23 protein-coding genes are annotated in these 24,768 nt (G+C 64.9%); 14 read left to right on the plus strand and 9 right to left on the minus strand.

Going from position 1 to position 24,768, the window contains the following annotated elements:
- Positions 1 to 110 precede the first annotated feature (110 nt).
- The 5 genes from pqqA to pqqE are packed head-to-tail and all read left to right on the plus strand — an operon-like array spanning position 111 to position 3,201.
- Positions 111 to 212: a pyrroloquinoline quinone precursor peptide PqqA gene (gene pqqA / locus D2N39_RS14760; RefSeq protein WP_119135544.1), complete on the plus strand. Its 102-nt coding sequence runs from the start codon at positions 111 to 113 to the stop codon at positions 210 to 212.
- A 7-nt stretch (positions 213 to 219) separates the two neighbouring features.
- Positions 220 to 1,107, plus strand: a complete 888-nt coding sequence (gene pqqB / locus D2N39_RS14765; protein ID WP_119135545.1) for a pyrroloquinoline quinone biosynthesis protein PqqB — start codon at positions 220 to 222, stop codon at positions 1,105 to 1,107.
- Positions 1,104 to 1,847 (plus strand): pyrroloquinoline-quinone synthase PqqC, encoded by a 744-nt coding sequence (pqqC, locus tag D2N39_RS14770; protein ID WP_119135546.1) that lies wholly within the window; start codon positions 1,104 to 1,106, stop codon positions 1,845 to 1,847. The genes pqqB and pqqC overlap by 4 nt, the downstream gene beginning before the upstream one ends.
- Positions 1,844 to 2,119: a pyrroloquinoline quinone biosynthesis peptide chaperone PqqD gene (pqqD, locus tag D2N39_RS14775; protein WP_119135547.1), complete on the plus strand. Its 276-nt coding sequence runs from the start codon at positions 1,844 to 1,846 to the stop codon at positions 2,117 to 2,119. The genes pqqC and pqqD overlap by 4 nt, the downstream gene beginning before the upstream one ends.
- Positions 2,116 to 3,201 (plus strand): pyrroloquinoline quinone biosynthesis protein PqqE, encoded by a 1,086-nt coding sequence (gene pqqE / locus D2N39_RS14780; RefSeq protein WP_119135548.1) that lies wholly within the window; start codon positions 2,116 to 2,118, stop codon positions 3,199 to 3,201. The genes pqqD and pqqE overlap by 4 nt, the downstream gene beginning before the upstream one ends.
- A 125-nt stretch (positions 3,202 to 3,326) precedes the next feature.
- On the opposite strand, the gene exaC is transcribed toward pqqE, so the two are convergent.
- From exaC to D2N39_RS14795, 3 genes are all read right to left on the minus strand, one after another.
- The gene (gene exaC, locus D2N39_RS14785; protein WP_119135549.1) at positions 3,327 to 4,847 is read right to left on the minus strand and encodes an acetaldehyde dehydrogenase ExaC; all 1,521 of its coding nucleotides are present in this window, start codon (positions 4,845 to 4,847) and stop codon (positions 3,327 to 3,329) included.
- A 135-nt stretch (positions 4,848 to 4,982) separates the two neighbouring features.
- On the minus strand, positions 4,983 to 5,924 hold the full coding sequence (locus D2N39_RS14790; RefSeq protein ID WP_119135550.1) for a GAF domain-containing protein: 942 nt from the start codon (positions 5,922 to 5,924) through the stop codon (positions 4,983 to 4,985).
- 87 nt (positions 5,925 to 6,011) lie between these two features.
- Positions 6,012 to 7,394: an aspartate ammonia-lyase gene (locus D2N39_RS14795; RefSeq protein ID WP_119135551.1), complete on the minus strand. Its 1,383-nt coding sequence runs from the start codon at positions 7,392 to 7,394 to the stop codon at positions 6,012 to 6,014.
- 153 nt (positions 7,395 to 7,547) lie between these two features.
- On the opposite strand from D2N39_RS14795, the gene D2N39_RS14800 reads away from it, so the two are divergent.
- Positions 7,548 to 8,447, plus strand: a complete 900-nt coding sequence (locus D2N39_RS14800) for a LysR substrate-binding domain-containing protein (protein ID WP_158589848.1) — start codon at positions 7,548 to 7,550, stop codon at positions 8,445 to 8,447.
- Between the two features lie 5 nt (positions 8,448 to 8,452).
- On the opposite strand, the gene D2N39_RS14805 is transcribed toward D2N39_RS14800, so the two are convergent.
- Both D2N39_RS14805 and hpbA read right to left on the minus strand, forming a co-directional pair.
- A complete protein-coding gene (locus D2N39_RS14805) occupies positions 8,453 to 9,841 on the minus strand; it encodes an NAD(P)/FAD-dependent oxidoreductase (RefSeq protein WP_119135580.1) in 1,389 nt (462 codons plus the stop codon).
- A 130-nt stretch (positions 9,842 to 9,971) separates the two neighbouring features.
- Positions 9,972 to 12,008 carry an N-methyl-L-proline N-demethylase HpbA gene (hpbA, locus tag D2N39_RS14810; protein ID WP_119135553.1) on the minus strand — a complete coding sequence of 679 codons (2,037 nt, stop codon included), beginning with the start codon at positions 12,006 to 12,008 and terminating at the stop codon, positions 9,972 to 9,974.
- A gap of 134 nt (positions 12,009 to 12,142) precedes the next feature.
- On the opposite strand from hpbA, the gene D2N39_RS14815 reads away from it, so the two are divergent.
- On the plus strand, positions 12,143 to 12,766 hold the full coding sequence (locus D2N39_RS14815; protein ID WP_119135554.1) for a TetR/AcrR family transcriptional regulator: 624 nt from the start codon (positions 12,143 to 12,145) through the stop codon (positions 12,764 to 12,766).
- Positions 12,767 to 12,768: 2 nt separating this feature from the next.
- Here D2N39_RS14815 and D2N39_RS14820 read toward each other — a convergent pair whose 3' ends face one another.
- From D2N39_RS14820 to D2N39_RS14830, 3 genes are all read right to left on the minus strand, one after another.
- Positions 12,769 to 13,548 (minus strand): pyrroline-5-carboxylate reductase family protein, encoded by a 780-nt coding sequence (locus D2N39_RS14820; protein ID WP_119135555.1) that lies wholly within the window; start codon positions 13,546 to 13,548, stop codon positions 12,769 to 12,771.
- 5 nt (positions 13,549 to 13,553) lie between these two features.
- Positions 13,554 to 15,101: a trimethylamine methyltransferase family protein gene (locus tag D2N39_RS14825; protein WP_119135581.1), complete on the minus strand. Its 1,548-nt coding sequence runs from the start codon at positions 15,099 to 15,101 to the stop codon at positions 13,554 to 13,556.
- A gap of 118 nt (positions 15,102 to 15,219) precedes the next feature.
- Positions 15,220 to 16,143 carry a LysR substrate-binding domain-containing protein gene (locus D2N39_RS14830; protein WP_119135556.1) on the minus strand — a complete coding sequence of 308 codons (924 nt, stop codon included), beginning with the start codon at positions 16,141 to 16,143 and terminating at the stop codon, positions 15,220 to 15,222.
- Positions 16,144 to 16,322: 179 nt separating this feature from the next.
- Here D2N39_RS14830 and D2N39_RS14835 point away from each other — a divergent pair, with 179 nt between their 5' ends.
- The 6 genes from D2N39_RS14835 to D2N39_RS14860 all read left to right on the plus strand — a co-directional run bounded on the left by D2N39_RS14835 (position 16,323) and on the right by D2N39_RS14860 (position 22,864).
- Complete coding sequence (locus tag D2N39_RS14835; RefSeq protein WP_233557185.1) at positions 16,323 to 17,288, plus strand: ABC transporter substrate-binding protein; 966 nt, start codon at positions 16,323 to 16,325, stop codon at positions 17,286 to 17,288.
- Between the two features lie 47 nt (positions 17,289 to 17,335).
- A complete protein-coding gene (locus D2N39_RS14840; RefSeq protein WP_119135558.1) occupies positions 17,336 to 18,376 on the plus strand; it encodes an ABC transporter permease in 1,041 nt (346 codons plus the stop codon).
- On the plus strand, positions 18,373 to 19,407 hold the full coding sequence (locus D2N39_RS14845) for a quaternary amine ABC transporter ATP-binding protein (protein WP_119135559.1): 1,035 nt from the start codon (positions 18,373 to 18,375) through the stop codon (positions 19,405 to 19,407). The genes D2N39_RS14840 and D2N39_RS14845 overlap by 4 nt, the downstream gene beginning before the upstream one ends.
- A gap of 47 nt (positions 19,408 to 19,454) precedes the next feature.
- Positions 19,455 to 20,684, plus strand: a complete 1,230-nt coding sequence (locus D2N39_RS14850) for an aromatic ring-hydroxylating oxygenase subunit alpha (protein ID WP_119135560.1) — start codon at positions 19,455 to 19,457, stop codon at positions 20,682 to 20,684.
- Between the two features lie 4 nt (positions 20,685 to 20,688).
- Complete coding sequence (locus D2N39_RS14855; RefSeq protein ID WP_119135561.1) at positions 20,689 to 21,747, plus strand: hybrid-cluster NAD(P)-dependent oxidoreductase; 1,059 nt, start codon at positions 20,689 to 20,691, stop codon at positions 21,745 to 21,747.
- 97 nt (positions 21,748 to 21,844) lie between these two features.
- A complete protein-coding gene (locus D2N39_RS14860) occupies positions 21,845 to 22,864 on the plus strand; it encodes a nucleotidyltransferase family protein (RefSeq protein ID WP_119135562.1) in 1,020 nt (339 codons plus the stop codon).
- A gap of 7 nt (positions 22,865 to 22,871) precedes the next feature.
- Here the strand turns inward: D2N39_RS14860 and D2N39_RS14865 are convergent, their stop codons facing one another.
- On the minus strand, positions 22,872 to 23,408 hold the full coding sequence (locus D2N39_RS14865) for a GNAT family N-acetyltransferase (RefSeq protein WP_119135582.1): 537 nt from the start codon (positions 23,406 to 23,408) through the stop codon (positions 22,872 to 22,874).
- A gap of 249 nt (positions 23,409 to 23,657) precedes the next feature.
- Between D2N39_RS14865 and D2N39_RS14870 the strand changes: the two genes are divergently transcribed.
- A complete protein-coding gene (locus D2N39_RS14870) occupies positions 23,658 to 24,758 on the plus strand; it encodes an efflux RND transporter periplasmic adaptor subunit (protein ID WP_119135563.1) in 1,101 nt (366 codons plus the stop codon).
- Positions 24,759 to 24,768: the final 10 nt, after the last annotated feature.

Raw genomic sequence — 24,768 nt, forward strand, 5'->3', positions numbered from 1 at the left:
GCAACGTCTTTCGCAAGGCAGGTGCGCGGCCCTGTCCAAGACCAAAGTGGAATGGCGCCATTTCCCCGCTCTGCTAGCCTTGGACAGCCATAGATACAGAGGAGGATGACATGGCCTGGAAGAAACCGACTCTCAGGGAAGTTGCCTGCGGCATGGAGATCAACATGTATGGTCCAGCCGAGGATGACCGCCGTTCCGACGACGTGATCTGACCCGGCGATGATCGTCCGAACGCTCGGCGCCGGGGCGGGGGGCGGGTTGCCGCAATGGAACTGTGGCTGCCGCAACTGTGCCCTTGCCCGAGCGGGCGCTCTCCCGGCAATGACGCAATCTTCGGTCGCCGTTTCCCCGGACGGCGACCGCTGGCTGATCCTGAACGCCTCGCCCGACATCCGCGCGCAACTGGCCGCCGCACCGCCGCTGCATCCGCGCGGATTGCGCGACACACCTATCGCGGCGGTCATCGTGACCAATGCGGATGTGGATCATGTGGCGGGTCTGCTGACCCTGCGCGAAAAGACCGGGTTTGACCTCTGGGCCACGCCGGGCACCCGCGCCGATCTGGCGGCAAACCCGATCTTTGGTGTGCTGGACCCGACGCTGGTGATCCCGCGCGACATCACGCTGCATAAGCCGTTCGAGCCGCTGCCCGGCCTGCAAGTCACCGCCTATCCGGTGCCCGGCAAGGTCGCGCTGTATCTGGAAGGCGCCGCGCCCGACACCCGGATGCTGGGCGAACAGACCATCGGCCTGCGGATCGAAGCCAAAGACCGTGTCTTCCACTATATCCCCGGCTGCGCCGAGGTGACCGACGATCTGGTCGCGCGACTGTCCGACGCGGATCTGCTGTTCTTCGACGGCACCGTCTGGCGCGATGACGAAATGCCTGCCAGCGGCACCGGCGCCAAGACCGGCGCGCGGATGGGGCATATCGCCATGTCCGGCCCCTCGGGCAGTTTGACCCGGCTGGCCGGGCTGCGGGCGCAGCGGCGCTACATTCATGTGAACAACACCAATCCCGCGCTTGACCCCGCCAGCGCCGAACGTGCCACCCTGCGCGCCGCCGGATGGGAGATTGTTCAGGATCAGGAGGAGATCCGCCCATGACCGACCAGAGCCCGAACCCGCAGGCCTTCGAGGCCCGTCTGCGCCAGATCGGGGCAGAACGCTATCACGATCGGCACCCGTTCCATCACCGACTGCATGGTGGCCAATGCACGATGGACGAGGTTCAGGCCTGGGTCATCAACCGCTGGTATTACCAGTCGCGCATCCCGATGAAGGATGCGGCCTTCATGTCGCGCTGCTCCGATCCGCAGTTGCGCCGCATCTGGCGCAGCCGGATCGAGGATCACGACGGCGGCGAAGCCGAGGGCGGCGGCATCCGGCGATGGCTCAAGCTGGCCGAGGGCGTGGGGCTGGACCCTGATTACGTCGCATCTGGGCGCGGGGTGATGCCCGCCACGCGCTTTGCGGTCGATGCCTATGTGCGTTTCGTGCGGGATGAACCGCTGATCGCGGCGATGGCCTCGTCGCTGACGGAACTGTTCGCGCCCGCCATCCACGGCCAGCGGATCGAGGGGTTGCTGGCGCATTACCCCTTCGCCAATCCCGAAACCACCGCCTATTTCCGCCACCGCCTGACCGAGGCGCCAAAGGATGTGGCCTTCACCCTGCGCTGGGTGTTGGATCACGCCACCAGCCGCACCGATCAGGACGCCGCCGCCGCCGCGCTGACCTTCAAGACCGAGGTGCTTTGGGCGCAGCTTGATGCGCTGTGGCATGGCTATGTCGAAGGCAATATCCCGCCCGGCGCCTGGCGCCCTGGCGAGGGACAGTTGCGATGAGCGCCGACCCGGTGGTCATCCTGCCGCGCGGGGTTCGGCTGCATGAGGACCGCGTGCGGGGACGGCCCGTCCTGTTGGGGCCGGAGCGTGCCCTGATGCTGGATGACATCGCCCATGCCATATTGACCGAGGTCGACAACCGCAGCCGCCAAAGCCAGATCGTCACGCGATTGGCCGCGCGCTTTTCTGCGCCCGAGGCCGAGATTGCCGGGGATGTGCATGACTTCCTGACCGATCTGCGCGACCGACGGCTGCTGGACCTGCTGCCATGACCGCCATTCCCCCGCCGATCTCCATGCTGGCCGAGCTGACGCATCGCTGCCCGCTCGCCTGCCCTTATTGCTCCAACCCGCTGGAATTGTTGAAATCCGATACCGAGCTACCAACCGAAGCCTGGGCGGAAATCTTCCGTCAGGCTGCCGCGCTTGGCGTGCTGCAACTGCACCTGTCCGGGGGCGAGCCCGCCGCGCGCCGCGATCTGGCTGATCTGGTGGGCGCGGCGCGTGACGCGGGTCTTTACGTCAACCTCATCACCTCGGGCATCGGGCTGACCGAAGCGCGGCTCGATGCGCTGGAGGCGCGGGGCCTCGACCATGTGCAACTGTCGCTGCAAGGGGTGAACGCGGCGGTGGCCGACCGGATCGGCGGCTACGCTGGCGGGTTCGACCGCAAGATGGCGGTGGCGCACAGCATCGCCCGGCGTGGCCTGCCGCTGACGGTGAATGCGGTGATGCACCGGCACAATCTGGACCAGCTTCCGCAGGCGATTGCGCTGGCGGCCAAGCTTGGCGCCCGGCGGATCGAGGTTGCCTGCGTGCAGTTCTACGGTTGGGCGTTAAAGAACCGCACCGCCCTGCAACCCAGCCGCGCGCAGGTCGAGGCCGCCAAGGCGACGGTCGAGGAAGCACGCGACAGCTACAAGGGCCGCATGCAGATCGACTTCGTGCCGCCGGATTATTATGCCGATTATCCGAAGGCCTGCATGGGGGGCTGGGGGTCCACGGGTCTGAACATCGCGCCCGATGGCACCGTGCTTCCCTGCCATGCAGCGCAGACGATTCCCGGTCTCAGCTTCCCGAAGGTGACCGACCTGCCGCTGGCGGACATATGGTATAGAAGTGACGCTTTCATGGCCTTCCGCGGCACCGATTACCTGCCCGACATCTGTCAGGGTTGCGCGCGGCGGGACCGGGATTTCGGGGGATGCCGCTGTCAGGCGATGGCGCTGGCAGGCGATGCCCGCGCGGCCGATCCGGTCTGCCGTCACTCGCCGCACCGGGGGCTGGTCGACCGCCTGCTGGCCGAGGCCGACGACAGCCCGCTGGAGACGGTGGAATTCGCCTATCGCCGGTAGAGCCCCCCGGGGTCTTCCTGACGACAGGGATATTATGACAGTCCTGCAAATGAAAAACGGGCGCAATCCTGCGCCCGTTTCCGTCAGGCTCGCGGCACGCGGGGGAAACGCGTGCCGCTTGTGCCTCAGAAGAAGCCCAGCTTGTTGGGGTTGTAGCTGACCAGCATGTTCTTGGTCTGCTGGTAGTGATCCAGCATCATCTTGTGCGTTTCGCGCCCGATGCCCGACTGCTTGTAGCCGCCGAAGGCCGCGTGGGCGGGATAGGCGTGATAGTTGTTCACCCAGACGCGACCTGCTTCGATGGCACGGCCAAAACGGTAGGCGCGGGTGCCATCGCGAGTCCAGACGCCGGCGCCAAGGCCATACATCGTGTCATTGGCGATCGCCAGCGCCTCGGCCTCGTCCTTGAAGGTGGTCACGCTGACCACGGGGCCAAAGATTTCCTCCTGGAACACCCGCATCTTGTTGTGGCCTTTCAGGATCGTCGGCTGGATGTAGAAGCCTTCCGCCAGATCGCCGTTGAAGCGCGCGGCATCCCCGCCCACCAGAACCTCGGCGCCTTCCTCGCGGCCGATTTGCAGGTAGGACATGATCTTGTCATGCTGCATCTTCGAGGCCTGCGCGCCCACCATGGTAGCCAGATCGCGCGGATCGCCCTGCTTGATCGCCTTCACGCGGGCGATGCAGCGGGCAATGAATTCCTCGTAGATGTCTTCCTGGATCAGGGCGCGCGACGGGCAGGTGCAGACCTCGCCCTGGTTGAAGGCGAACAGCACGAAACCTTCGACCGCCTTGTCAAGGAAGGCATCGTCCTGCGCCATCACATCGCTGAAGAAGATGTTGGGCGACTTGCCGCCCAGTTCCAGCGTTACGGGGATCAGGTTCACGGTCGCCGCTTCCATGATCTTGCGGCCTGTGGCGGTCGAGCCGGTGAAGGCGATCTTGGCGATGCGGTTCGACCGCGCCAGCGCGTCGCCTGCCTCGGCGCCAAAACCGTTCACGATGTTCAGAACGCCGGGCGGGAGGATGTCGGCGATCAGTTCGGCCAGCACCAGAATGGCGGCCGGGGTCTGTTCGGCGGGCTTCATCACGATGCAGTTGCCGGCGGCCAGCGCGGGCGCCAGTTTCCACGCCGCCATCAGGATCGAGAAGTTCCACGGGATGATCTGGCCGACAACGCCCAGCGGTTCATGGAAGTGGTAGGCCACGGTGTCATGGTCGATTTCCGACATCGTGCCTTCCTGGCTGCGCAGGACACCGGCGAAATAGCGGAAATGGTCAACCGACAGCGGGATATCGGCGGCGGTGGTTTCGCGGATCGGCTTGCCGTTGTCCCAGGTCTCGGCCGCGGCCAGGAGATCAAGGTTCGCCTCCATCACATCCGCGATTTTCAGCAGGATGTTCGAACGATGCGCGGCCGAGGTCTTGCCCCAGGCGTCTTTCGCGGCATGGGCGGCGTCCAGCGCGGCATTCACGTCGTCGGCATCCGACCGGGCCACTTCGCAGACCTTCGCGCCGGTGATCGGGGTGATATTGTCCATATAGCGCCCGGCAACCGGGGCCACGAAACGCCCGCCGATGAAATTGTCATAGCGGGATTTGAAGGGCGAGACCGTGCGGAAATCGGCCTGTGTCATCTGGTTCATGCTGGTTCTCCTCCGAAGCCGCCTCCTTGCGGCCATGGGAAAAGCATGGGGGCTGGGGATGAGTCGGTCACCGGGGGCACAAGGGTTCGTGCGGCCCGACTGTCTCAGGTTTGCGACAGTCGGGGCAGAGAAATCTCAGTTCCGGCCCAGCTTGCGGTGCATGGTCGCGCGGCTCAGCCCCAGCGCACGGGCGGCGGCCGAAACATTGCCCGAGGCGCGCGCCATTGCCCTGTTCAGCACGGCGCGCTCGGCATCTTCCAGCCGTTCATGTGCTTCCAGTTGCACCAGATCGGCCAGCGGGCGTGGCGTGGCAGACAGATCGCCCTTCAGCCCCAGATGCGCGCGCGCGGCGCGGGTGGCACCGATCACCAGATCATCGGCATCGACGGCCAGCACCGCCCCCTGCCCTTGATCCAGCCCCGGCACCAGCACCATCCGCGCGCGGGGGAAATGATCGCGGAACAGATCCGTCTCCATCTTCCGCGCGGTATCGCCAACGGTATGGGCAATCAGCGAGGCCACGGCCTCGGGCAGATCGGCGCGGGCGGTGGAAACGTCGATCACCGCCGCCAGCCGCCCCTGAGCGTCATGCACGGGGGCAGACGAACAGGACAGGCCGGTGTTATGGGCCAGAAAATGCTGGTCGCGGTGAATGGTCACCGCCCGCCCCTCGGCCAGACAGGTGCCGATGCCATTGGTGCCGACCTCGGCCTCGGACCAGTTCGCCCCGATCCAGAGGCCGGAGTCGGAAAAATCGCGGTCGTCGCCGGGATTGCCGCGCCGGTCCAGCGCCACGCCCTCGGCATCGGCCAGCACGACACAGGCCCCCAGCCCGCCGACGATCTGGAACAGCCGGTCCAGATGCGGCGCGGCCAGCAAGGGCAAGGGGCCGAGCCTGTCGCGCGCCTGTGTCAACTCGGCCAGTGTCAGGCGGGGGACAGCATGGCGGCGTGTCGGGTCCAGCCCGTGCAGATGCACCGACCGGGCCCAGGACGCGGCGATGGCGGATCGCACTGCCTGACCGCTGGAAAGCGCCACTTCGATCCGCTGCTGGTGACGGGACAGGGCTGTCTGCATCTGCAATCCTCCGGGGTGTCGGCAAAGCCGACGCGACCCCAGAAAACAGCCTTGCCCCGCCAACCGCAACGCGACCAAAGGCGCAGATCAGGCGCTTTTGCGCGGGATATTGCCGGTCAGATTGGCCACCAGATCGCGCGGCAGGCCGGGTTCCGTGGCAAGGGCAGGGATCAGGCCGATGCCTTCACGCCGGGCGCGATAGACCAGCGCGCTGGTGCGATCATATCCCAGATCGAGGCTCAGCCTGGTGGCCAGCGCCAGACTGCCCTCGAACAGGGCGCGGCAGCGGTCGGCATCCGCCACGATCCCGTCAACGCAGCGCGTGCGGAAGGTGTTGGCCGCGTTTTCCATCAGGCTCAGCGACTCAAGCAGACGGCACAGCAGCACGGGTTCCATCGCGTTCAGCTGCAATTCGCCCGCCTCGGCTGCCATCGTCACCGTCACATCATTGCCGACCACCGCATAGGCCACCTGATTGACCATCTCGGGGATCACCGGGTTTACCTTGCCCGGCATGATCGACGATCCGGCCTGCACCGGCGGCAGGATGATTTCGCCCAGACCGGCGCGCGGCCCGCTGGACAGCAGCCGCAGGTCCGAGGCGATTTTCGACATCCGCAGGGCGGCAGACTTCAGCGACGCCGAAAACTGCACCAGTGCGCCCTGATCGTAACCCGCGGCGAACAGGTCGTCGGCCCCGGTCAGATCAAAGCCCGAGATTTCCGACAGCGCGGCAATGGCGCGGGCGCGATACCCTTCAGGTGCCAGAATGCCGTCACCGATGGCCGTGCCTCCCAGATTGATCACCCGCAGCCCTTCGCTGGCGGCGGTGATCTGGCGCACACTGTCGGCCAGCGTGGCGGCAAAGGCGGCAAATTCGCTGCCAAGGCTCATCGGCACCGCATCCTGCAACTGGGTGCGGCCGACCTTGGTGATCCCGGCGAACTCTGTCGCCTTGTTGCGGAACGCCTGCGCCAGCGCCTCCAGCGTGGTGGTCAGCGCCCGCGCCTGGTGCAGCAGCGCCAGCCGGATTGCCGTGGGATAGACGTCATTGGTGGATTGTGAATGGTTCACATCGTCGTTCGGATGCAGGTAGCGGTATTCGCCAAAGCCATGCCCCATCGCCCGCAGGCCCAGATTGGCGATGACCTCATTCGCGTTCATGTTCGACGAAGTGCCCGCGCCACCCTGAATCAGATCGACCACGAAATGCTCATGGTGCTGGCCCGCGATGATCTGGTCGGTGATGGCAGTGATGACCTGCGCCTTTTCCGGTGCGAGAACGCCCAACTCCAGATTGGCGCGCGCGGCGGCCTGCTTGACCATGGCGAGGGCGCGCACGAATTCCGGCTCGTCCCTCAGGCGGCTGCGCGAAATCGGAAAGTTCAGGACGGCGCGGGCGGTCTGCGCCCCATAGGCCAGATCATCGGCGATTTCGACGACGCCAAGCTGATCCCGTTCGACACGCATGGAAGTTCTCCGTTGTTGCTGGGCCAAACATGTCGCGGCGCTGTCTTTTGCGGAAATGCCGTTGATACATTCATCATGCCTTTTTTGCATGATGCCGTTTCGGTATGATCAATGCCAAATCGGGTAGAGGCCGAAACGGTCAGGGGGCATGCAATGGAACTGGTCTGGCTGCTGGATTTCGTGACGCTGGCGGAATGTTCGGTGTTCTCGCGCGCGGCGGAAATCCGCAACGTCACGCAACCGGCCTTCACCCGCCGCATCAAGAAGCTGGAATATGCGGTGGGAACGGTGCTGTTCGACCGTTCGGTGCACCCCGTCACGCTGACCCCGGCGGGCGAGAAATTCCTGCCGGTGGCGCAGGGCCTGATCTTTGAATGGGAATCCGCGCGGGCCGAGCTTGCGGGCGCGGGCGAGCCGCGGGCGGGTATCCGCATCGCCTGCCTGCAATCGCTGAGCGTGGCTTATGTCCCGGTGTTTTTGCGCGGCCTTTACGATCACGGATCGCGGCCGCGGTTCCGGGTCTTTGCCGACAATTTTGCCGGATGCGTGGATGCCGTCACCTCCGGTTCTGCCGATGTGCTGATCTGCTATTCGCATGATACGATTTCCACCGGCAGCTTCCTTCCCGGCAAGACGGTCTGTCCGCTGGACCGCGACCGCCTGATCCCGGTGTCAAAGGCCATGGGGGGGCAAGCGCTGCATGGGCTGGATGGGGGGAACATCCCGTTCCTGTCGCCGGGGCCGGGCAGCTTTCTGGGGCGGCTGACCCGCACCATCCTTGCCCGCAACGGCGACGCGCTGTCCTTGGACACGGTTTATGAGGACAGTATCGGCGCCGCGCTGAAAACTGCGGTGACCGAAGGGCTTGGCATTGCCTGGCTGCCCGAAAAGCTGGTTGCGGCAGAACTTGCCGGCGGGGCGCTGGCCGATCTGTCGATGGACCGGCCCGAGATGGCCGAGCCGATTGGCATTACCGCCTATCGCAACGCCCATGCCACCAGCCCGCAGGTCGAACGGTTCTGGTCCCGCCTCGTCAGCCGCAGCACGGGCTGAACGGCTCAGCGTCCGGTCAGACGGTTCGCCCAGCTCGCAAGGCGCGAGGTGGTCTTGCCGCCGCCCGCCGCCTCGTTCCGGTCGGCGCGGTGGTAAAGCCAGTACATGCCATGCACCCCCAGCCAGCGGAACGGCTCCACTTCCCATTTGCGCGGGCGGCGGTTGACCCATGGCAAAACGGTCCGCTCGGTCTGGCGGTCCAGCACCAGATCGGCCAGTGTCTGCCCCGAGAAGTTGGAGGTCGAAACCCCCAGCCCGACATAGCCGCCGGCCCAGCCGATGCCGGTCTGCGGGTCCATCCCGGCAGTGGCGCACCAGTCGCGCGGCACGCCCAGCACCCCGCACCAGGCATGATCCAGCCGCAGCCCGCGCGTCTGCGGCAGCATCCGATACAGGATGTCCTTCAGCTTTTCGATGGTTTCCGGCTGGGTCTGGCCGCGGGTATCGGTCTTTGAGCCAAAACGATAGGGCACGCCGCGCCCGCCCATGGCGATGCGGTTGCCGCGCGTGCGCTGCGCATAGCAATAGGCATGCGAGGCATCGGCCAGAAGCTGATGATCCTCCCAGCCGATCTCGCGCCACAGGTCATCGGGCAGCGGTTCGGTCACCACGATGGCGCTGTTCATCGGCAGCCACTGGCGTTCGTTGCCGGGGATGCCATGGGTAAAGCCCTCGGTGGCGCGGATGATCCGGTGCGCCGTGACCCTGCCCCGGTTCGTGGTGACACGGCCCTTTGCGATGCCGGTCACGGTGGTTTGTTCATAAATCGCCACCCCGCGCCGTTCCACCGCCTCGGCCAGCCCGCGCACCAGCTTGGCGGGCTGCACGCGGGCGACGTGGTGACGCACCAGCGCGCCCTGCGCATCGGGCACCCGGATGCGCGCCGCCGCCTCGGCCCCGCCGATCAGTTCCAGCCGCGTGGTCGGCACTTGCCAGGACATCGCGGCTTCGTAATCCTCCTGCAACCGTGCCATCTGTGCGGGGGTCTGGGCGAAGGTCAGGCAATCGGTCAGCCGGAAGTCGCAGTCGATGCCCTCGGCCTCGGTCACGCGCTTCACCTCGTCCACGGTGCTGCGCAACTGGCGTTCAAACTCGATGACGCCCGCGCGAGTGCCGGAGGACAGGTATTTCTGGCGGCTCCATCCGAATTCGCCCGAACACCAGCCGCCATTGCGACCCGAGGCGCCGAAGCCCGCGAATTCCTTTTCCACGATGGCGATCGAAAGGCCGGGTTCGGCTTCTTTCAGGTAATAGGCTGTCCAGAGGCCGGTGAACCCCGCGCCCACGATGCAGACATCCACCGAAATGTCGCCGGGCAGCGGCTGGCGATAGCCCGGCACGCCGCCCATATCGGCATACCAGAACGACACTTCACCGTTGGTCGTTACATCCATGGTCCGCTCCTTGCCGCGCCGCATGACTGCTGATCGCCCGCACTATGCGGCCTTCCCGGGGGCGTGCCAATTCCCCGCGGGGAAGGTTTGGCGGGCCGCCACCCCGGAGGCCGGGGCGGCGGCAGCCGGATCACAGGTCTTTCACCAGACGCAGCGCATCATAGATCGCGGCATGGGTGTTGCGCGCCGCCACTGCATCGCCGATGCGGAACAGCCGGAACCGGCCTTCGGCGTTGCGCTGCACATCCTGCACAGCACCGGAGGTCAGCGCGCGGTAATCCACCTCGCCCAGGTTCGACGATTGCGGCTTCAGCTCGAAATACAGCTCGTCCAGCGGGCGGGTGCCGTGGTTGACCACCACCTGATCCACCACCCGCTCGCGTCGGAAATCGCCGTAGTCGCTGCCCAGCGTGGCGCGCAATGCATTGCCCTCGCGCGCGACCGACATCAGACGCCAGGTCACCGTGAAGGTGGTGTCGCGCTTTTGCAGGTTGCGCATGTAGGGCACGAGGTTCATCGCCATGACCTCGGGCGAGAAGCTGCGGTCCGGGGTGACGATTTCCACCGTTGCGCCGGTGGCGGAAATCAGATCGGCCGCTTGCAGTGCCGCATGATCGCCCGCGTCGTCGTAGATCAGCACATTGCTGCCCGGCTTCACATCGCCCGACAGGATGTCCCAGGCAGAGACCACAAGGTCATTACCACCCGACAGCACCTCGGTATGCGGCAGACCACCTGTGGCGATGATCACCTCGTCGGGGTTGGTCGCCAGAATATCAGCGGCATCGGCGAAAGTGTTGAAGCGGAAATCCACCCCCAGCTTTTCGCATTGCGCCTGACGCCAGGCGATGACCGAGATCATCTCGCGCCGCCGTTCGTCCTGCGCGGTCAGGCGGATCTGGCCACCCGGCTGGTCAGCCGCCTCGAACACCGTCACGGCATGGCCGCGTTCGCCCGCCACCCGCGCGGCCTCCATCCCCGCCGGACCGGCGCCGACAATGGTGATGCGCTTCTTCGTGGCGGCGGCGGGGATGCTGTGCGGCATGGTCTCTTCCCGGCCCGTCGCCGGGTTGTGCAGGCAGAAGGCCAGCCCGCCCTGATAAATCCGGTCAAGGCAATAGTTGGCGCCGACACAGGGGCGGATGTCATCCTCGCGCCCTTCGATGACCTTGCGCACCAGATGCGGGTCGGCCATATGCGCCCGCGTCATCCCGACCATATCCAGCTTGCCGCTGGCGATGGCGTGCCGTGCCGTCGCCACATCGGGGATCTTCGCCGCATGGAAGGTCGGAAAGCCGGTCGCCACACGGATTTCGCCCGCGAAATCCAGATGCGGCGCGTTCTTCATGCCCTGAATCGGGATCAGATCGGTCAGCGCCGGATCGGTGTCGATTGCCCCGCGCACGACGTTGAGGAAATCGACCAGCCCGCTGTTCTTCAGCTTGTGGCTGACCTCCAGCCCCTCGGCCGCCGTCATGCCACCCGGCTGGCACTGATCGCCGGTATAGCGCAGGCCGACGATGAAATCCTCACCGCAGCGGGCGCGAATGGCGCGCAGCACGTCGAAGGTAAAGCGCAGCCGGTTGTCGAGGCTGCCACCATAGGGCGCCTCAAGATCATTGGTCAGCGGCGACCAGAACTGTTCGAGCAGGTGGCCGTAGGCCTCCAGCTCGATCCCGTCGACGCCCGCCGCCTTCATCCGTTCCGCCGCATCGGCGAAGTCACTGATGATACGGGTGATGTCCCAATCCTCGATCCGCTTCGGAAAGGCGCGATGCGCCGCCTCGCGTTCGTGGCTGGGGGCGACGACCGGCAGCCAGTCCGCCTTGTCCCAGCGGGTGCGGCGGCCAAGGTGGGTCAACTGGATCATCACGGCGGCGCCATGGTCGTGGCATTCATCGACCATCTGCTTCATCCAGCCGACCACCTCGTCCTTCCAGGCGAGGATATTGTTGAACACCGGCGGGCTGTCCTGCGCCACGCTGGCCGATCCGGCCGTCATGGTCAGCGCCACGCCTGCCTTCGCCCGTTCCGCGTGATAGGCGCGATAGCGGCCCTTCGGCATGCCGTCCTCGGGGTAGGCCGGTTCGTGGCTGGTAATCATGATGCGGTTGCGCAGCGTGAGGTGCTTCAGCTTGTAGGGCTGCAAAAGCGGATCGTTCGACATGGCAGGCGCCTTTCGAGTGCGGGCTGGCGGGTGAGTCTGGCCGGATCATCGGAAAAATGTTCACAACTGTCAAGAAAACAGTCATTGGAGAACATTTCTTGCGGAGGCTGCCGGTTCCGCCTAGTCTGCGCGGCATGGATGACTTGGAAAAACCAGAAACGGGCTGGCGTGGATCGCGCGAGGGCTGGCTTGAGGCGGCTTATGGCGCGCTGATCCGCGAGGGCGTGGACGGGGTGAAGATCCTGCCGCTGGCCGAACAGCTAAAACTCTCTCGGACCTCGTTCTACTGGTTCTTCCAGAACCGCGACGCCCTGCTGGCCGCGCTGGCCGAGATGTGGGAGGCGCGCACGACTGCCCCCCTGACCGCCGCGACGCGCGAATTCGCCGAAACGGAAACCGAGGCGATGCTGAATGTCATCGCCTGTTTCCTGCGGCCCGAGACCTTCGACACGAAACTGGAATTCGCCATGCGCGGCTGGGGTCTGAAAGACCCGGCCATCCTCGCCCGCGTGGCCCAGGCCGATCAGCAGCGGCTTGCCGCGCTGGCCGCCCTGCTGGAACGCTGGGGCCATGGGCCGCTGGATGCCGATGTGCGGGCGCGCACCGTTTATCTGGTGCAGATCGGCTATATCTCGATGCAGGCTGACGAAACGCTGGAAACCCGGCTGGAGCGGATTCCAAGCTATGTCGAGATCTACACCGGGCGCCCGCCCGAACCGCGCGAGATTGCCCGGTTTCGGGGCCGCTTCGGGCTGTAGGCTCAGAAGTTCAGCGCCTTTTGGGCGGCGGCCTCCAGTGCGGCGGTGATAGCCTCGGCAAAGCCCGCCGCCTCGGCCGCCGTCAGCCCCGCCGCCGTAACACCGCGATAACCGTGATAGCTGTCGAGCAGCGCCTCCGCCTGTTCCGGGCCTTGGGTGAACAGCGCCGGGGCCGCGCAGACCACCGACCGCACGGCCCGCCACGCCACATCCGGCGCAATGCCGCGCTTGAGAGCGTCTTGATACATCGCCTGTGCCATCAGCGCCGGATAGGCCGCACCCGAGCCGGACAGCGCCGACATATAGGCCAGCGCCGCCTCATCGGCCACGCGATCCACCATTCCAATGGCGCCGAGCACCCCGGCCACACGGGTTGCGGCCGCGGCGGGGATCTCGCCCGCGCACCACGGCACATGGGCCTGCCCTTCCTGCGCGCCACCGCCGGGCATGGCGCGGGTGATGGTGGCCTGCGGCCAGTCCCGCGCCAGTCGTTCCAGCGGCACGCCCGCCATGAAGGAAATCACCAGCCCGTCAAAACCTTGCGGCGCGGGAACGTGGTAATCTTCGGGCCGGACCGAAAGCACCAGAACCCCGGCCCCTGCGATCAGATCCGCAAGGTCTGTGGCCCAATGCACACCCGGAAAACCTTCGTAGTCCGCCGTCGGCCCGCGCCGGTTGAGGACGCGCAGCGCCTCGGGGGGCAGGCCGCGTGCCAGCAGATTGCGGCCCAGTGCCAGCCCCAGCCAGCCGGTGCCGCCGAGGATGGCGATGCCCTGTGCCATGCCGCTCAATACCACATATCCGCGACCTCGGCCTTCCGCCGCGCCACGAAATCGCGCAGCGCCTCGTCAACGCCCTCGTCCAGCGCCGGGGCCTCATATTCCGCCAGCCGCCGCTTCCACAGCTTGTTGGCGCGGCTCGCGGCATCTTCCGACCCCGCAGCCTCCCATTTCTCGAAAGGCTCGTTGTCGGAAAGCTCGCTGTCCCAGAAGGCCGTTTCGTAATGGCCCATCGTATGCGTGCAGCCGAAGAAATGGTTGCCCGGCCCCACTTCGGCGAAGGCATCGACGGCAAGCTGGTCGTCATCGACCTGCACGCCCTTCAGATAGGAATGCAGCGCGCCGCAAAGGTCGGCGTCCAGCATGAATTTCTCGTAGGACATCGACAGCAGGCCGTCGAGGAACCCGGCGGAATGCAGGATGTAATTCGCGCCGCAATGGATGGCCGAGAGCATGGACATCGTGCCCTCCATCATCGCCTGTGCGTCGGGCAGTTTCGAGGTGGTGAAATTTCCCGCGCAGCGCAGGGGCAGGTTAAGCCGCCGGGCAAGCTGGCCGATGACCATGCTGCCGATGGCGGGCTCGGGCGTCCCGAACGTGGGGCTGCCAGACCGCAGGCTCATCGAGGACAGGAAGTTGCCAAAGACCACCGGCGCGCCGGGGCGTTCAAGCTGCGTCAGCGCGCAACCGGCCAGTGTTTCGGCCAATGCCTGCGCGATGGCGCCCGCGCTGGTGACCGGCCCCATGGCGCCGCCGAGGATGAAAGGCACGAGGATGGTGCCCTGCCCGGCGCGAGCATATTCCCGCATGCCGCGTGTCATCGTGCCATCCCAGACCAGCGGCGAGTTCACATTGAAATTGCCCATGATCACGCAATTGCGGTCGGCCATATCGGCACCGAACAGGATGCGGACCATCTCCACGCTGTCGGCGGCCCGTTCCGCCGCCGTGACCGAACCCAGAAAAGCGCGGTCGGAATATTTGATATGGGCATAGACCATATCCAGATGGCGCTTGTTCACCGGCACGTCGGTCGGTTCGCAGATCGTGCCGCCGGAATGGTGGAACCACGGGGAAGACTGTGCCAGTTTGATGAAACTGGTGAAATCCTCGATCGTGCCGAAGCGGCGGCCCCGGTCGAGGTCCATCACGAAGGGGCTGCCATAGGCCGGGGCGAAGACCACGTTGCGCCCGCCGATCTGCACATTGTTCGCCGGGTTGCGGGCGTGCTGGGTGAATTCGGCCGGGGCGGTGCGCACGATCTCGCGCAGCATGCCGGGTTCGAACTTCACTGAAACGCCCTCCACCTTCGCCCCGGCGCGGCGCCACAGATCCAGCGCCTCGGGGTCGTCGCGGAATTCCAGCCCGGTTTCCGCCAGAATGCGGTCGGCGGCGGCCTCGATCTTCAGCAGATTTTCCTCGCCCATCACATCATAGGTAGGGATACCCCGCGTGATATAGGGCACATGCACACCGCGCGTGGCGCCAGTGCCGCGCTCGCTGCGGCGCATGTCGCGCCCGCCGCTGCGCCGCCGCCCGCGGGCAGACTCATTCATTTCGGTGTTGAGGTCATCCATGAGGTCACCTGTGGCAAAGCGTCGAACTGCCCGAGCTTAGGCGCGGTTCCGGCCGGTTGTGACGTGCAGAAAAAAGGCCCGAGTCGATGATCTGAGGTTATATACCCGCGGCGAATTCGTCGATGATCCAGTCCCGGAAGGCGATGGCGGCGGGGGACGGGTCGCGGCCAAGCGGTTGAAGCACATGATAGCCTTCCTCCAGCATCACGCGACGCCCGCCGACAGGGATCAGCCGCCCTTCCGTCAGATAGGGATTGATCAGTGTAGCCCAGCCAAGCGCCACGCCCTCGCCATGCAGCGCTGCATGAACCGTATCGGTATAATGGTTGAACCGCAGGCGGCTGGTATCCGATGCCTTGCCAATGGCGGGTGAGTCCCCCGCCAGTTTGGCCCAGGACCGCCAGGACAGCCAGGCCGGGTCCACCCAGTCGGAGGCCAGAAGCGGCATCCTTGCCAGTTCGGCGGTGGCCGCCTGCATGCCCAGCCGGGCCAGCAGCCGGGGGCTGCATACCGGGAACACCTCGTCGGCGATACGGGCGAGACTGCGCGCGTCGTCGAACGGCGGCTTGCCATAGCGGATCGACAGGTCCAGCCGGTCGCGTCGCAAGTCGGTGATGCTGTCCTCGGCCACCAAACGCAGCTTGATGTCGGGATAGGCCGCGCGAAATTCAGACAGGCGGGGCAATAGCCAGAAATGGGTGAAGGCCAAGGTGGCGCCGACGGTGATGCTGTCATTCACCACGGGTTGGCGGATCGTCTCGATCATCTCTGCGATGCGCTGGAATGAGCCTGACAGCACCGAGGATAGCGCCACCCCCTGCGGGGTGAGCACGACCTTGCGATGGGCGCGCACGAAAAGCGCAGTGTTCAGTTCGGCCTCTAGTTGCTTGATCTGCCGACTCACCGCTGCCTGCGTCACCCCCAATTCGGTGGCGGCTCGCGTGAAACTCTCCAGTCGCGCCGCCGCCTCGAAGGTGGACAGCGCGCCCAGCGAGGAAATCGTACGTCGCAGACTGACCATTTTCGACCTCCTGTCGCGCTTTTCCGAAACGCATAATCTGAAGTTATCCAAACGTCGAGAATTTTTGCGGTTGAGCGAAAAGCTTCCGCAACGGAACTTCACCGGCACTTACCAGTCGGCGGGACAAGCCGACAAAGCAACAGGCCGGGGAGGCGCCTCCCCGGCGCAGGGAGCAAATGATGAAAGCCAGCCTCTTCGTGACTTCGGCCGTTCTGGCCACGATCGCCACAGCCCAGACCGCCGCCGCCTGCGGCGAGGTGACGATTACCGAAATGAACTGGGCCTCGGCCGGGATCGTGACCGGCGTATCGAAATTCCTTATGGAACAAGGATATGGCTGCACAGTTACAGTGGTTCCCTCGAACACTGTGCCTGCGCTGGCCTCGGTGGCGGAAACCGGGAAGCCCGATATTGTCACCGAACTCTGGCTGAACTCGCTGCCCGAATACAAGCCGCTGGAAGAAGCGGGCAAGGTCAAGACCGTGGCGCATGTGCTGTCCGATGGCGGGGTCGAGGGCTGGTGGATTCCCGATTATCTGGCGGCCGAACATCCCGAACTGACCAAGATCGACGGTATTCTGGCGCATCCCGACATGGTGGGCGGCGTGTTCAACAATTGCCCCGAAGGCTGGGGTTGCCGCGTCGCAAATGATAACCTGAAGGTCGCCTATGATTTCGCTGGCCACGGCATGACGGTCTTCGACCATGGTTCGGGCGAGACTCTGGCCGCCTCCATCGCTTCGGCCTATGCCGACAAGAAACCGTGGTTCGGCTATTACTGGGCGCCGACCGCGGTTCTGGGCAAATACCCGATGGTGAAGGTCGATGTCGGCCCCTATGACGCCGAGGCGCATGTCTGCACCCAGACCGTCGGTTGTGCCAATCCGCAGAAATCGGATTTCCCCAGCGCCGAGGTCGTGACTGCCGTGACCACCGATTTCGCCGCACGCGAACCGGCCGTCGTCGATCTGATGTCCAAAGTGGCCTTCACCAATCAGCAGATGGGCGAGGTTCTGGCCTGGCAGGAAGAAAACAAGGCGTCCATCGACGAATCCGTGGTGCATTTCCTGATGACCTACCCGGATGTCTGGACCGCTTGGGTGAGCCCGGAAGCCAAGGAAAAACTGGCTGCTTTCGCACAGTGACCCTGATCGGGGGGCGGATTGCGCCCCCCAGTTTCCGGTGAGGACCGATGGCAGCCTATACCCAACTTTTCGATACGCTGGGCCTGCGCGCCTGGTGCGATGCCGGTTCGACCGGCGGGCCGATGACCATGGCGCAGCTACTGGCCAAGGCCAAGGCGCAATCCGGCGGGGCCGAGGAGGTCGCATTCTGGTCGCGGCCTTTCCCGTCGCTCGATGTGCTGAATGAAAGCTGCAATGCCATCTGGCGCACGCGCGATCTGACCGCAGCCGTTGAAAGCCTGTTCATGGGCATGAAAGACGGGCTGAAGCTGGTGCTTGACCCGCTGACCCAGCCGCTGAGCTGGGCGCTGACGGGCACGCTGAAGGGTTTTGCCTTCCTGCCCTGGTGGCTGACGATGCTGCTGGTCCTGTTGGTGGTGCAGCGCGTGACCCGCTCGCGTGGCCTGACCGCCTTCGTTGGCGCGGCCATGCTGGGGCTGGCGCTCATCGATCATTTCGACGCCGCGATCCAGACATTTGCCATCATCCTCGTCTGCACGGCGATTTCGGTGCTGCTCGGCCTGCCCATCGGCATCCTGATGTCGAAAAGCGACCGGGCGCAGAAGGCGGTGCTGCCGGTTCTGGACCTGCTGCAAACCCTGCCATCCTTCGTATACCTGATCCCGCTGATCTTCCTGTTCAGCGTAACCGAGCCAAAGCTTTATGGCATCGCCATCATCCTTTACGCCATCGTGCCGATCATCCGGCTGACCGATCTGGGCATCCGTCTGGTTGATCCCGATGTGACCGAGGCCGCCGATGCCTTCGGCATGACCCGCTGGCAGAAACTGGTGAAGGTCGAGTTGCCGCTGGCGCTGCCCAATATCATGGCGGGTCTGAACCAGACCATCATGATGAGCCTCGCAATGGTCGTCATCGCTTCGCTCGTGTCGGCGCCGGGCCTGGGCGTGCTGGTGCTGCGCGGCATCAACAACCTTGAACTGGGCGTGGGTCTGGTGGCCGGTCTGGGCATCGTGCTGCTGGCCATCATCCTCGATCGGGTGACCAAGACCGCGCTGTCGCGCATGAATGCCGGAGACCAGCCATGAACGCGCCCGCCCCGGTCAAGATTTCGGTCCGCAATCTCTACAAGATCTTCGGGCCGCGCCCCGAGGCGGCGCTCGCCGATGTCCGGAAGGGCATGGGCAAGACCGAGCTTCTGGAAAACGGCAAGCATGTGCTGGGCCTGTCTGACATCAACATCGACATGCGGGCGGGACAGATCACCGTCATCATGGGGCTGTCGGGGTCAGGAAAATCCACGCTGGTGCGCCATCTGAACCGTCTGATTGAGCCGACGACCGGTCAGATCCTGATTGACGGCACCGATGTCACCGGTCTGTCGCCCGAAGGGCTGCGCAGGCTGCGGCAGGACCAGATGACCATGGTGTTCCAGAAATTCGCGCTGCTGCCGCATCGCACGGTTCTGGAAAACGCGGCGCTGGCGCTGGAGGTCAAGGGCGTGCCGCTGGCCGAACGCAGTGCCGAGGCAATGAAGTGGCTGGAGCGTGTGGGTCTGGGCAATTTCGCCGACCGCCATCCGCACCGGCTGTCGGGAGGGATGCAGCAGCGGGTCGGCATTGCCCGCGCGCTGGCCTCCAACGCGCCGATCCTGCTGATGGACGAGGCGTTCTCGGCGCTTGACCCGCTGATCCGCACCGACATGCAGAACCTGCTGCTGCAATTGCAGACGGAACTGCACAAGACCATCATCTTCATCAGTCACGATCTGGACGAGGCGCTGAAGCTCGCGGATCATCTGGTCATCCTGAAGGATGGCTGCGTGGTGCAACAGGGCGACCCGCAGGGCATCGTGCTGCATCCGCGCGATCCCTACATCGTGGACTTCGTCAGCGACATCAACCGCGCTCGCGTTTTGCGGGTGCGGTCGGTGATGACGCCGGGCCTGTCAGACGACATGCCGCCCGAGACGGTGGATACGGAAACCACACTGGAGGCGCTGATCGCGCTGTCCGATGGCGACACCCATCGCGCCTATACCGTTCTGAACAAGGGCCAGCCCGCCGGGCGGATCGACATGCGCGACGTGGTGCGCGCGCTCGTCCCCAAGGTGGGTTGACCGCACAGCTTTTCCTCCTCCCCCTCCTCCTTTCAGGAAACACTGTCATGCAAGACGATCTCCTTTCTCTGCTGAACGAACAACGCTCGGGCTTTTCGCTGGCCCGGCCCTTCTATGCCGACCCGGATGTCTTTGCCGAAGACCTGCGCGCCATCTGGCAGCGCGAATGGATCTTCGCCGCCTCGATCGCCGAGTTTCCCAAGACCGGCAGCTATGTAACGCTGCAACTGGGCGCCTATCCGGTTGTCGTGGTGCGTGGTGCGGATGGTGTGATCCGCGCGTTCCACAATGTCTGCCGCCATCGCGGACAGCGCATCTGTTCCAAACCCTCGGGTCAGGCGGCGAAGCTGGTCTGCCCCTACCACCAATGGACCTATGACCCGGACGGCCGCCTGCTGTGGGCGCGCGACATGGGCACCGATTTCGACGCGTCCAAGCACGGGCTGAAGCCGGTTCATTGCGCGCAGGCCGCCGGAATGGTGTTCATCTGTCTGGCCGAGGAGGCGCCGGATTTCGCCGCCGTGCAGGCCGAGGCCGACCGCTATGCCGCGCGGCATGGCATGGCCGACCTGAAAGTCGCCTTCCAGTCGCGCATCGTCGAGGCGGGCAACTGGAAACTGGTGCTGGAAAACAACCGCGAATGCTATCATTGCGCCGGGTCGCATCCGTCGCTGTGCCGCACCTTCAGCGATGACCCCGATCTGGTCGGTTCCGATGACAGCCTGTCCTCGCCCGCAGGCGCCGCGCATGTGAACCGCTGCGAAGAGGCGGGGTTGCCCTCGCGCTATGTCATCGCGCCGAACGAGCAATGGCGCCTGGTCCGCATTCCCTTTGTAGGCGAGGCGGTCAGCTACACGATGGACGGTGCCGCCGCCGCGCCGCGCCTGCCGGGCATGCCCTTCGCCAATGCCGGTTCGTTGCTGTTCTTCCACTATCCGAACACCTGGAACCATTTCCTGTCGGATCATGTGCTGAACTTCCGCGTTCTGCCGATCAGCGCGACCGAAACCGAGGTGGTGACCACCTGGCTGGTGCACAAGGATGCGGTGGAAGGGCGCGACTACGATCTGAAACGCCTGACAGAAGTGTGGCTTGCGACCAATGACGAGGATCGTCGCGTGGTCGAGGAGAACCAGATCGGTGTCACCTCGCCCGCCTATGAACCCGGTCCCTATTCGGCGAAGCAGGAAAGCGGCGTGATCCAGTTTGTTGACTGGTATGTCCGTGCGATGATCGCGGCGCAGGCGCCCGGCGGTGCCCGTCTGGCGGCGGAGTGATCCGATGCCGCAGCGCCAGAACTGGACGGCCGAGCCCTGGGATGACAGCGAAGAGCTTGAATGCGCCATGGTCATCCCCGAGGCGCCCGATTGCGCCACCATCGCCTTCCGCGCCCCTTCCGGGGCGTGGTTCGACTATCAGCCCGGTCAATTCCTGACGCTGGACCTGCCGCTGCCCTCGGGTCCGGTCAGCCGGACCTATACCATCTCGTCCTCGCCGTCGCGGCCGCTGTCGCTGTCGATTACCGTCAAGGCGCAGCCGGGGTCCGAAGGCACGCGTTGGCTGATCGACCATCTCAAGCCCGGCATGCGCCTCCGCGCCCATGGCCCGGCAGGGCAGTTCACCTTCCTGCGCCACAAGGCGCCAAAATATCTGTTCATTTCGGCGGGTTCGGGCATCACCCCGATGATGTCCATGACGATGTGGGCCTGGGATTCGGGCGAGATGCCCGACATCACCTTCGTCCATGCTGCCCGCCGCCCGGCCGAGATCATCTTCCGCCGACGGCTGGAACAGTTCGCCGCCCGTGTGCCGGGCTTGCAGCTGCGCTTCACCGTGGAAGAGGTGGACCCGTTCGAGGTCTGGCCCGGTTATCGCGGGCGGCTCAGCCAGATCATGCTGGGCCTGATGGCGCCGGATTATCTGGAACGTGAGATCTTCTGCTGCGGCCCCGAGCCGTTCATGCGGGCGGTGCGCGAGATGCTGGCCTCGCTGGGCTATGACATGGCGCGCTATCACGAGGAAAGCTTTGCCGCCCCCGCACTGGTCGAACAGCCGGTCGAGACGGTGGAACTTGGCGGTGCTGCCAGCGTGACCTTCGCGCTGTCGGGCAAAACGCTGGGCTGCGACGGATCGGAAACCGTGCTGACCGTGGCGAAACGCGCCGGGCTGAACATCCCGTCCAGTTGCAACTTCGGCCTTTGCGGCACCTGCAAGGTGAAGAAAACCTCTGGCGAAGTGGTCATGGTGCATAACGGTGGCATCTCGGATGACGAGATCGACGAGGGGCTGATCCTCGCCTGTTGTTCGCATCCGCAGGGTGCAATTACCGTCGAGGTCTGACCGGCCGCCCCTTCATGTGCAGCAAGAATTTTCTTGCTGCACATGTGCTTTTGTGTGCATCAAGCATATATTCGCTACACACAAGCCGGACCCTGCCATGCCCGCCCTTTCCCATTCCCGCGCCGCGCAGGTTGCCTATCAGGATCTGCTGCGCCTGCATCTGGAGGAAACCGCCTCCGAACTCATCGGCAGTATCGAAGAGCGTGTGCGCAACGGCCGCAGCTATCTTTATGACAGGTTCCGCCTCGGGACCGAGATGAAAAGCCGCTATCTGGGCGAAGGCACCCCCGAGCTGCGCGCCCGGCTGGCACGGGCGGCGGAATTGCGGGCGGGGGCCGAGGCGCGCAAGGCGGGGATGACGCGGCTTGCCCGGATATTGCGGGCCGAAGGCTTCATCGCCACCGACCGCGACACCGGCTCTCTGCTGCTTGCCTTTGCGCGGGCCGGGGTGTTCCGGCTGGGTGGCACGCTGGTCGGAACAGCGGCCTATGCGCTTTATCAGGGTGAACTGGGCGTGCGTTTCGATTCAGACGAACTGGCCCAGACCGGCGACATTGATTTCGCCAGTTTCGAGCGCCTGTCCGTGGCACTGGGGGACCGGGTGGAGGAAAACCCCGGCGACATCCTTCAGGCGCTGAAATTCGACCCGGTGCCGGGGGTGCCGGACCGGCAGGTGTGGAAGTGGCGGCAGAACCGGGGCGAGGCGCTGGTGGAGTTTCTGACCCCGGCTTTCGGTGATGAAACCGTGAAGCCATTGCCCGCGCTGGGGGTCAGCGCGCAGGCGCTGAACTACCTGAATTATCTGATCGCCGATCCGATTCCGGCCATTGCGCTTTACCGATCCGGCGTGCTGGTGCAGATCCCCCGGCCCGAGCGGTTCGCCATGCACAAGCTGATCGTGGCAGACCGGCGGCGCGGCGGGGCCGATCAGGCCAAGGCCCGCAAAGATCGGGGCCAGGCGGCTTTCCTGATCGGGGTTCTGGCGCAGGACCGGCCGGACGATCTGGCCGAGGCTCTGGCCGAGGCGCAGGCGCGCGGCCCGCGCTGGCGCCAGCGGATCGAAGCCAGCCTGTTGCGGATGCCGGAAACCGCCGCCCTATTGCGTGACCTGGCGTGACAACGGTTTAGCGCCGCGCAGCCCAGCGGTCGCGGCTGAGGCCATACCAGACCTCGCCTTTTTCTGCCCCGGCGACCGGAACCGGGGTGGCGGGAAACTCGGTCCTCTCGTGCGTCATGCCGGTCTTTTCCATGACTCGGCGGGAACCTTGGTTCACGGTCATCGTGCAGGCGATGATCCGGTCATGACCCGCATGGCCGAACCCCCAGTCAATCAGGGCCATTGCCCCTTCGCTGGCCAGTCCCTTGCCCCAGTGATCCCTGCGCAGACGATAGCCAAGCTCGGCCAGCCCACCACCTTCGGGAAACAGGCCGAACCAGCCAACGAAGGCGCCATCCACCCGGCGCAGGGCAGTCCAGACATGCGGCTCGTGGCCACGGGGCATCAGAAAGGTCACGCTGTCCGGGTCCACGTTGTCGTGATCGACCGGCCCGCCGTTCAGGAACCGCATCACCTCTGCATCCCGCTCCAGCGCGATGAAATCCGGGGCATCCAGCGGACAGCAGGGCCGGAGGATCAGATTCAACGTGTGCAGAACGGTCATCATACGGTATCCTGATCAGGCGGGCAGATATACAAGACCATTGCATGACGCGCCGCGCAATGCGGGAATCCGGCAGGCAAGCCGCTGATATTTCAGCGGTGATTCATCGGGGTGACCTGACGTAAGGCCATATTGCCACCAATATGGGAATGCTGTCTCTTGACCTCGCCCGCTGGCTGAACCAGCAAGGTGCGGCGAACAGGATACGACGAACCCTTCCCTTCGGTTTGTAGCTATTGGAGACCATCAATGTTCAAGCGACTGGTAATCGCGGTCATTCTGCTGGGGCTGATCGTCGGCGGCATTGTCTGGTTCAAATATTTTCGGGACGAGATGATCGCGCAATATCTGGGTGGCATGGTTCCGCCGCCGGTCCCGGTCAGCACCGAGAAAGTCGAGGCGGTGACATGGGAACCGGGGATCGAGGCGATCGGCACTGCCCTTTCGGCACGCGGCGTCGATCTGGCCATCGAATCCGGCGGGTTGGTGCGGGCCATCCTGTTTGCAGCCAATGACAGGATCACCAAGGATCAGCATCTGGTCCAGATCGACGATGACAGCGAAGCCGCCTCGCTGGCGGCGGCGGAAGCCGCGCTGAGCGTCGCACTGGCCGATGCCAACCGGGCGCATACGCTGTCGGAACGTGGGGTCGGCGCGGCGAATACAGTCGAAAGCGCCGATGCGCAGGTGCAAAGCGCCCGCGCGCAGGTGGCGCAGGTGCAGACCGCACTGGATAGCAAGAAACTGGTGGCGCCCTTTGACGGGGTGATCGGCATTGCGCAGATCGAGATCGGGCAATATGTTGCCACAGGCACAATCTATGCGACCTTGCAGGATCTGTCGCATATGCGGGTGGATTTCGCGGTGCCGGAACAACAGATCGAGGATCTGACCATGGGGGGGCCGGTGACGGTGACCTCTGAAGTGGGCAATTTCAGCGCGACGGGCAAGATCATCGCCATTGAACCGCGCGTGGATGCCAATTCGCGCATGGTTTCAGTCCGGGCCGAGGTCGAAAATACCTCGGGCGCGCTTTACCCGGGCCAGTTCCTGCGTGTGCGTATCGCCTTGCCGAAGGAAGACGGTGTGATCGCCGTGCCGCAGACCGCCGTCAGCTCCACGCTTTACGGTGATTCCATCTATGTGCTGCGCCAGGGCGAGACTGCTGAAGAGCAGAAGGTCGAACAGGTGTTTGTCACTATCGGCCGCCGGTCCGGCGCGCGGATCGAGGTGGTCGAGGGTATTGCAGCAGGCGATGAGATCGTGACCTCGGGCCAGAACCGGCTGACCTCGGGCGCACGGGTCAAGGTGGACAATTCGGTGGTGCTTGACGCCCCCGCGGGCGAGTGAGGGCCGAAAA

This window comes from Gemmobacter lutimaris (assembly GCF_003570715.1).
GTDB classification, from domain to species: domain Bacteria; phylum Pseudomonadota; class Alphaproteobacteria; order Rhodobacterales; family Rhodobacteraceae; genus Gemmobacter; species Gemmobacter lutimaris.

Coding starts and splice junctions, on each gene's coding strand:
- D2N39_RS14800 (WP_158589848.1), top strand. CDS start 7,548: ATGGAACTGGTCTGGCTGCTGGATTTCGTGACGCTGGCGGAATGTTCG.
- hpbA (WP_119135553.1), bottom strand. CDS start 12,008: ATGTCGAACGATCCGCTTTTGCAGCCCTACAAGCTGAAGCACCTCACG.
- D2N39_RS14860 (WP_119135562.1), top strand. CDS start 21,845: ATGCCCGCCCTTTCCCATTCCCGCGCCGCGCAGGTTGCCTATCAGGAT.
- D2N39_RS14835 (WP_233557185.1), top strand. CDS start 16,323: ATGAAAGCCAGCCTCTTCGTGACTTCGGCCGTTCTGGCCACGATCGCC.
- pqqB (WP_119135545.1), top strand. CDS start 220: ATGATCGTCCGAACGCTCGGCGCCGGGGCGGGGGGCGGGTTGCCGCAA.
- pqqA (WP_119135544.1), top strand. CDS start 111: ATGGCCTGGAAGAAACCGACTCTCAGGGAAGTTGCCTGCGGCATGGAG.
- D2N39_RS14865 (WP_119135582.1), bottom strand. CDS start 23,408: ATGACCGTTCTGCACACGTTGAATCTGATCCTCCGGCCCTGCTGTCCG.
- D2N39_RS14795 (WP_119135551.1), bottom strand. CDS start 7,394: ATGCGTGTCGAACGGGATCAGCTTGGCGTCGTCGAAATCGCCGATGAT.
- D2N39_RS14845 (WP_119135559.1), top strand. CDS start 18,373: ATGAACGCGCCCGCCCCGGTCAAGATTTCGGTCCGCAATCTCTACAAG.
- pqqC (WP_119135546.1), top strand. CDS start 1,104: ATGACCGACCAGAGCCCGAACCCGCAGGCCTTCGAGGCCCGTCTGCGC.
- D2N39_RS14790 (WP_119135550.1), bottom strand. CDS start 5,924: ATGCAGACAGCCCTGTCCCGTCACCAGCAGCGGATCGAAGTGGCGCTT.
- pqqE (WP_119135548.1), top strand. CDS start 2,116: ATGACCGCCATTCCCCCGCCGATCTCCATGCTGGCCGAGCTGACGCAT.
- D2N39_RS14825 (WP_119135581.1), bottom strand. CDS start 15,101: ATGAATGAGTCTGCCCGCGGGCGGCGGCGCAGCGGCGGGCGCGACATG.
- D2N39_RS14805 (WP_119135580.1), bottom strand. CDS start 9,841: ATGGATGTAACGACCAACGGTGAAGTGTCGTTCTGGTATGCCGATATG.
- exaC (WP_119135549.1), bottom strand. CDS start 4,847: ATGAACCAGATGACACAGGCCGATTTCCGCACGGTCTCGCCCTTCAAA.
- pqqD (WP_119135547.1), top strand. CDS start 1,844: ATGAGCGCCGACCCGGTGGTCATCCTGCCGCGCGGGGTTCGGCTGCAT.
- D2N39_RS14855 (WP_119135561.1), top strand. CDS start 20,689: ATGCCGCAGCGCCAGAACTGGACGGCCGAGCCCTGGGATGACAGCGAA.
- D2N39_RS14840 (WP_119135558.1), top strand. CDS start 17,336: ATGGCAGCCTATACCCAACTTTTCGATACGCTGGGCCTGCGCGCCTGG.
- D2N39_RS14830 (WP_119135556.1), bottom strand. CDS start 16,143: ATGGTCAGTCTGCGACGTACGATTTCCTCGCTGGGCGCGCTGTCCACC.
- D2N39_RS14850 (WP_119135560.1), top strand. CDS start 19,455: ATGCAAGACGATCTCCTTTCTCTGCTGAACGAACAACGCTCGGGCTTT.
- D2N39_RS14820 (WP_119135555.1), bottom strand. CDS start 13,548: ATGGCACAGGGCATCGCCATCCTCGGCGGCACCGGCTGGCTGGGGCTG.
- D2N39_RS14870 (WP_119135563.1), top strand. CDS start 23,658: ATGTTCAAGCGACTGGTAATCGCGGTCATTCTGCTGGGGCTGATCGTC.
- D2N39_RS14815 (WP_119135554.1), top strand. CDS start 12,143: ATGGATGACTTGGAAAAACCAGAAACGGGCTGGCGTGGATCGCGCGAG.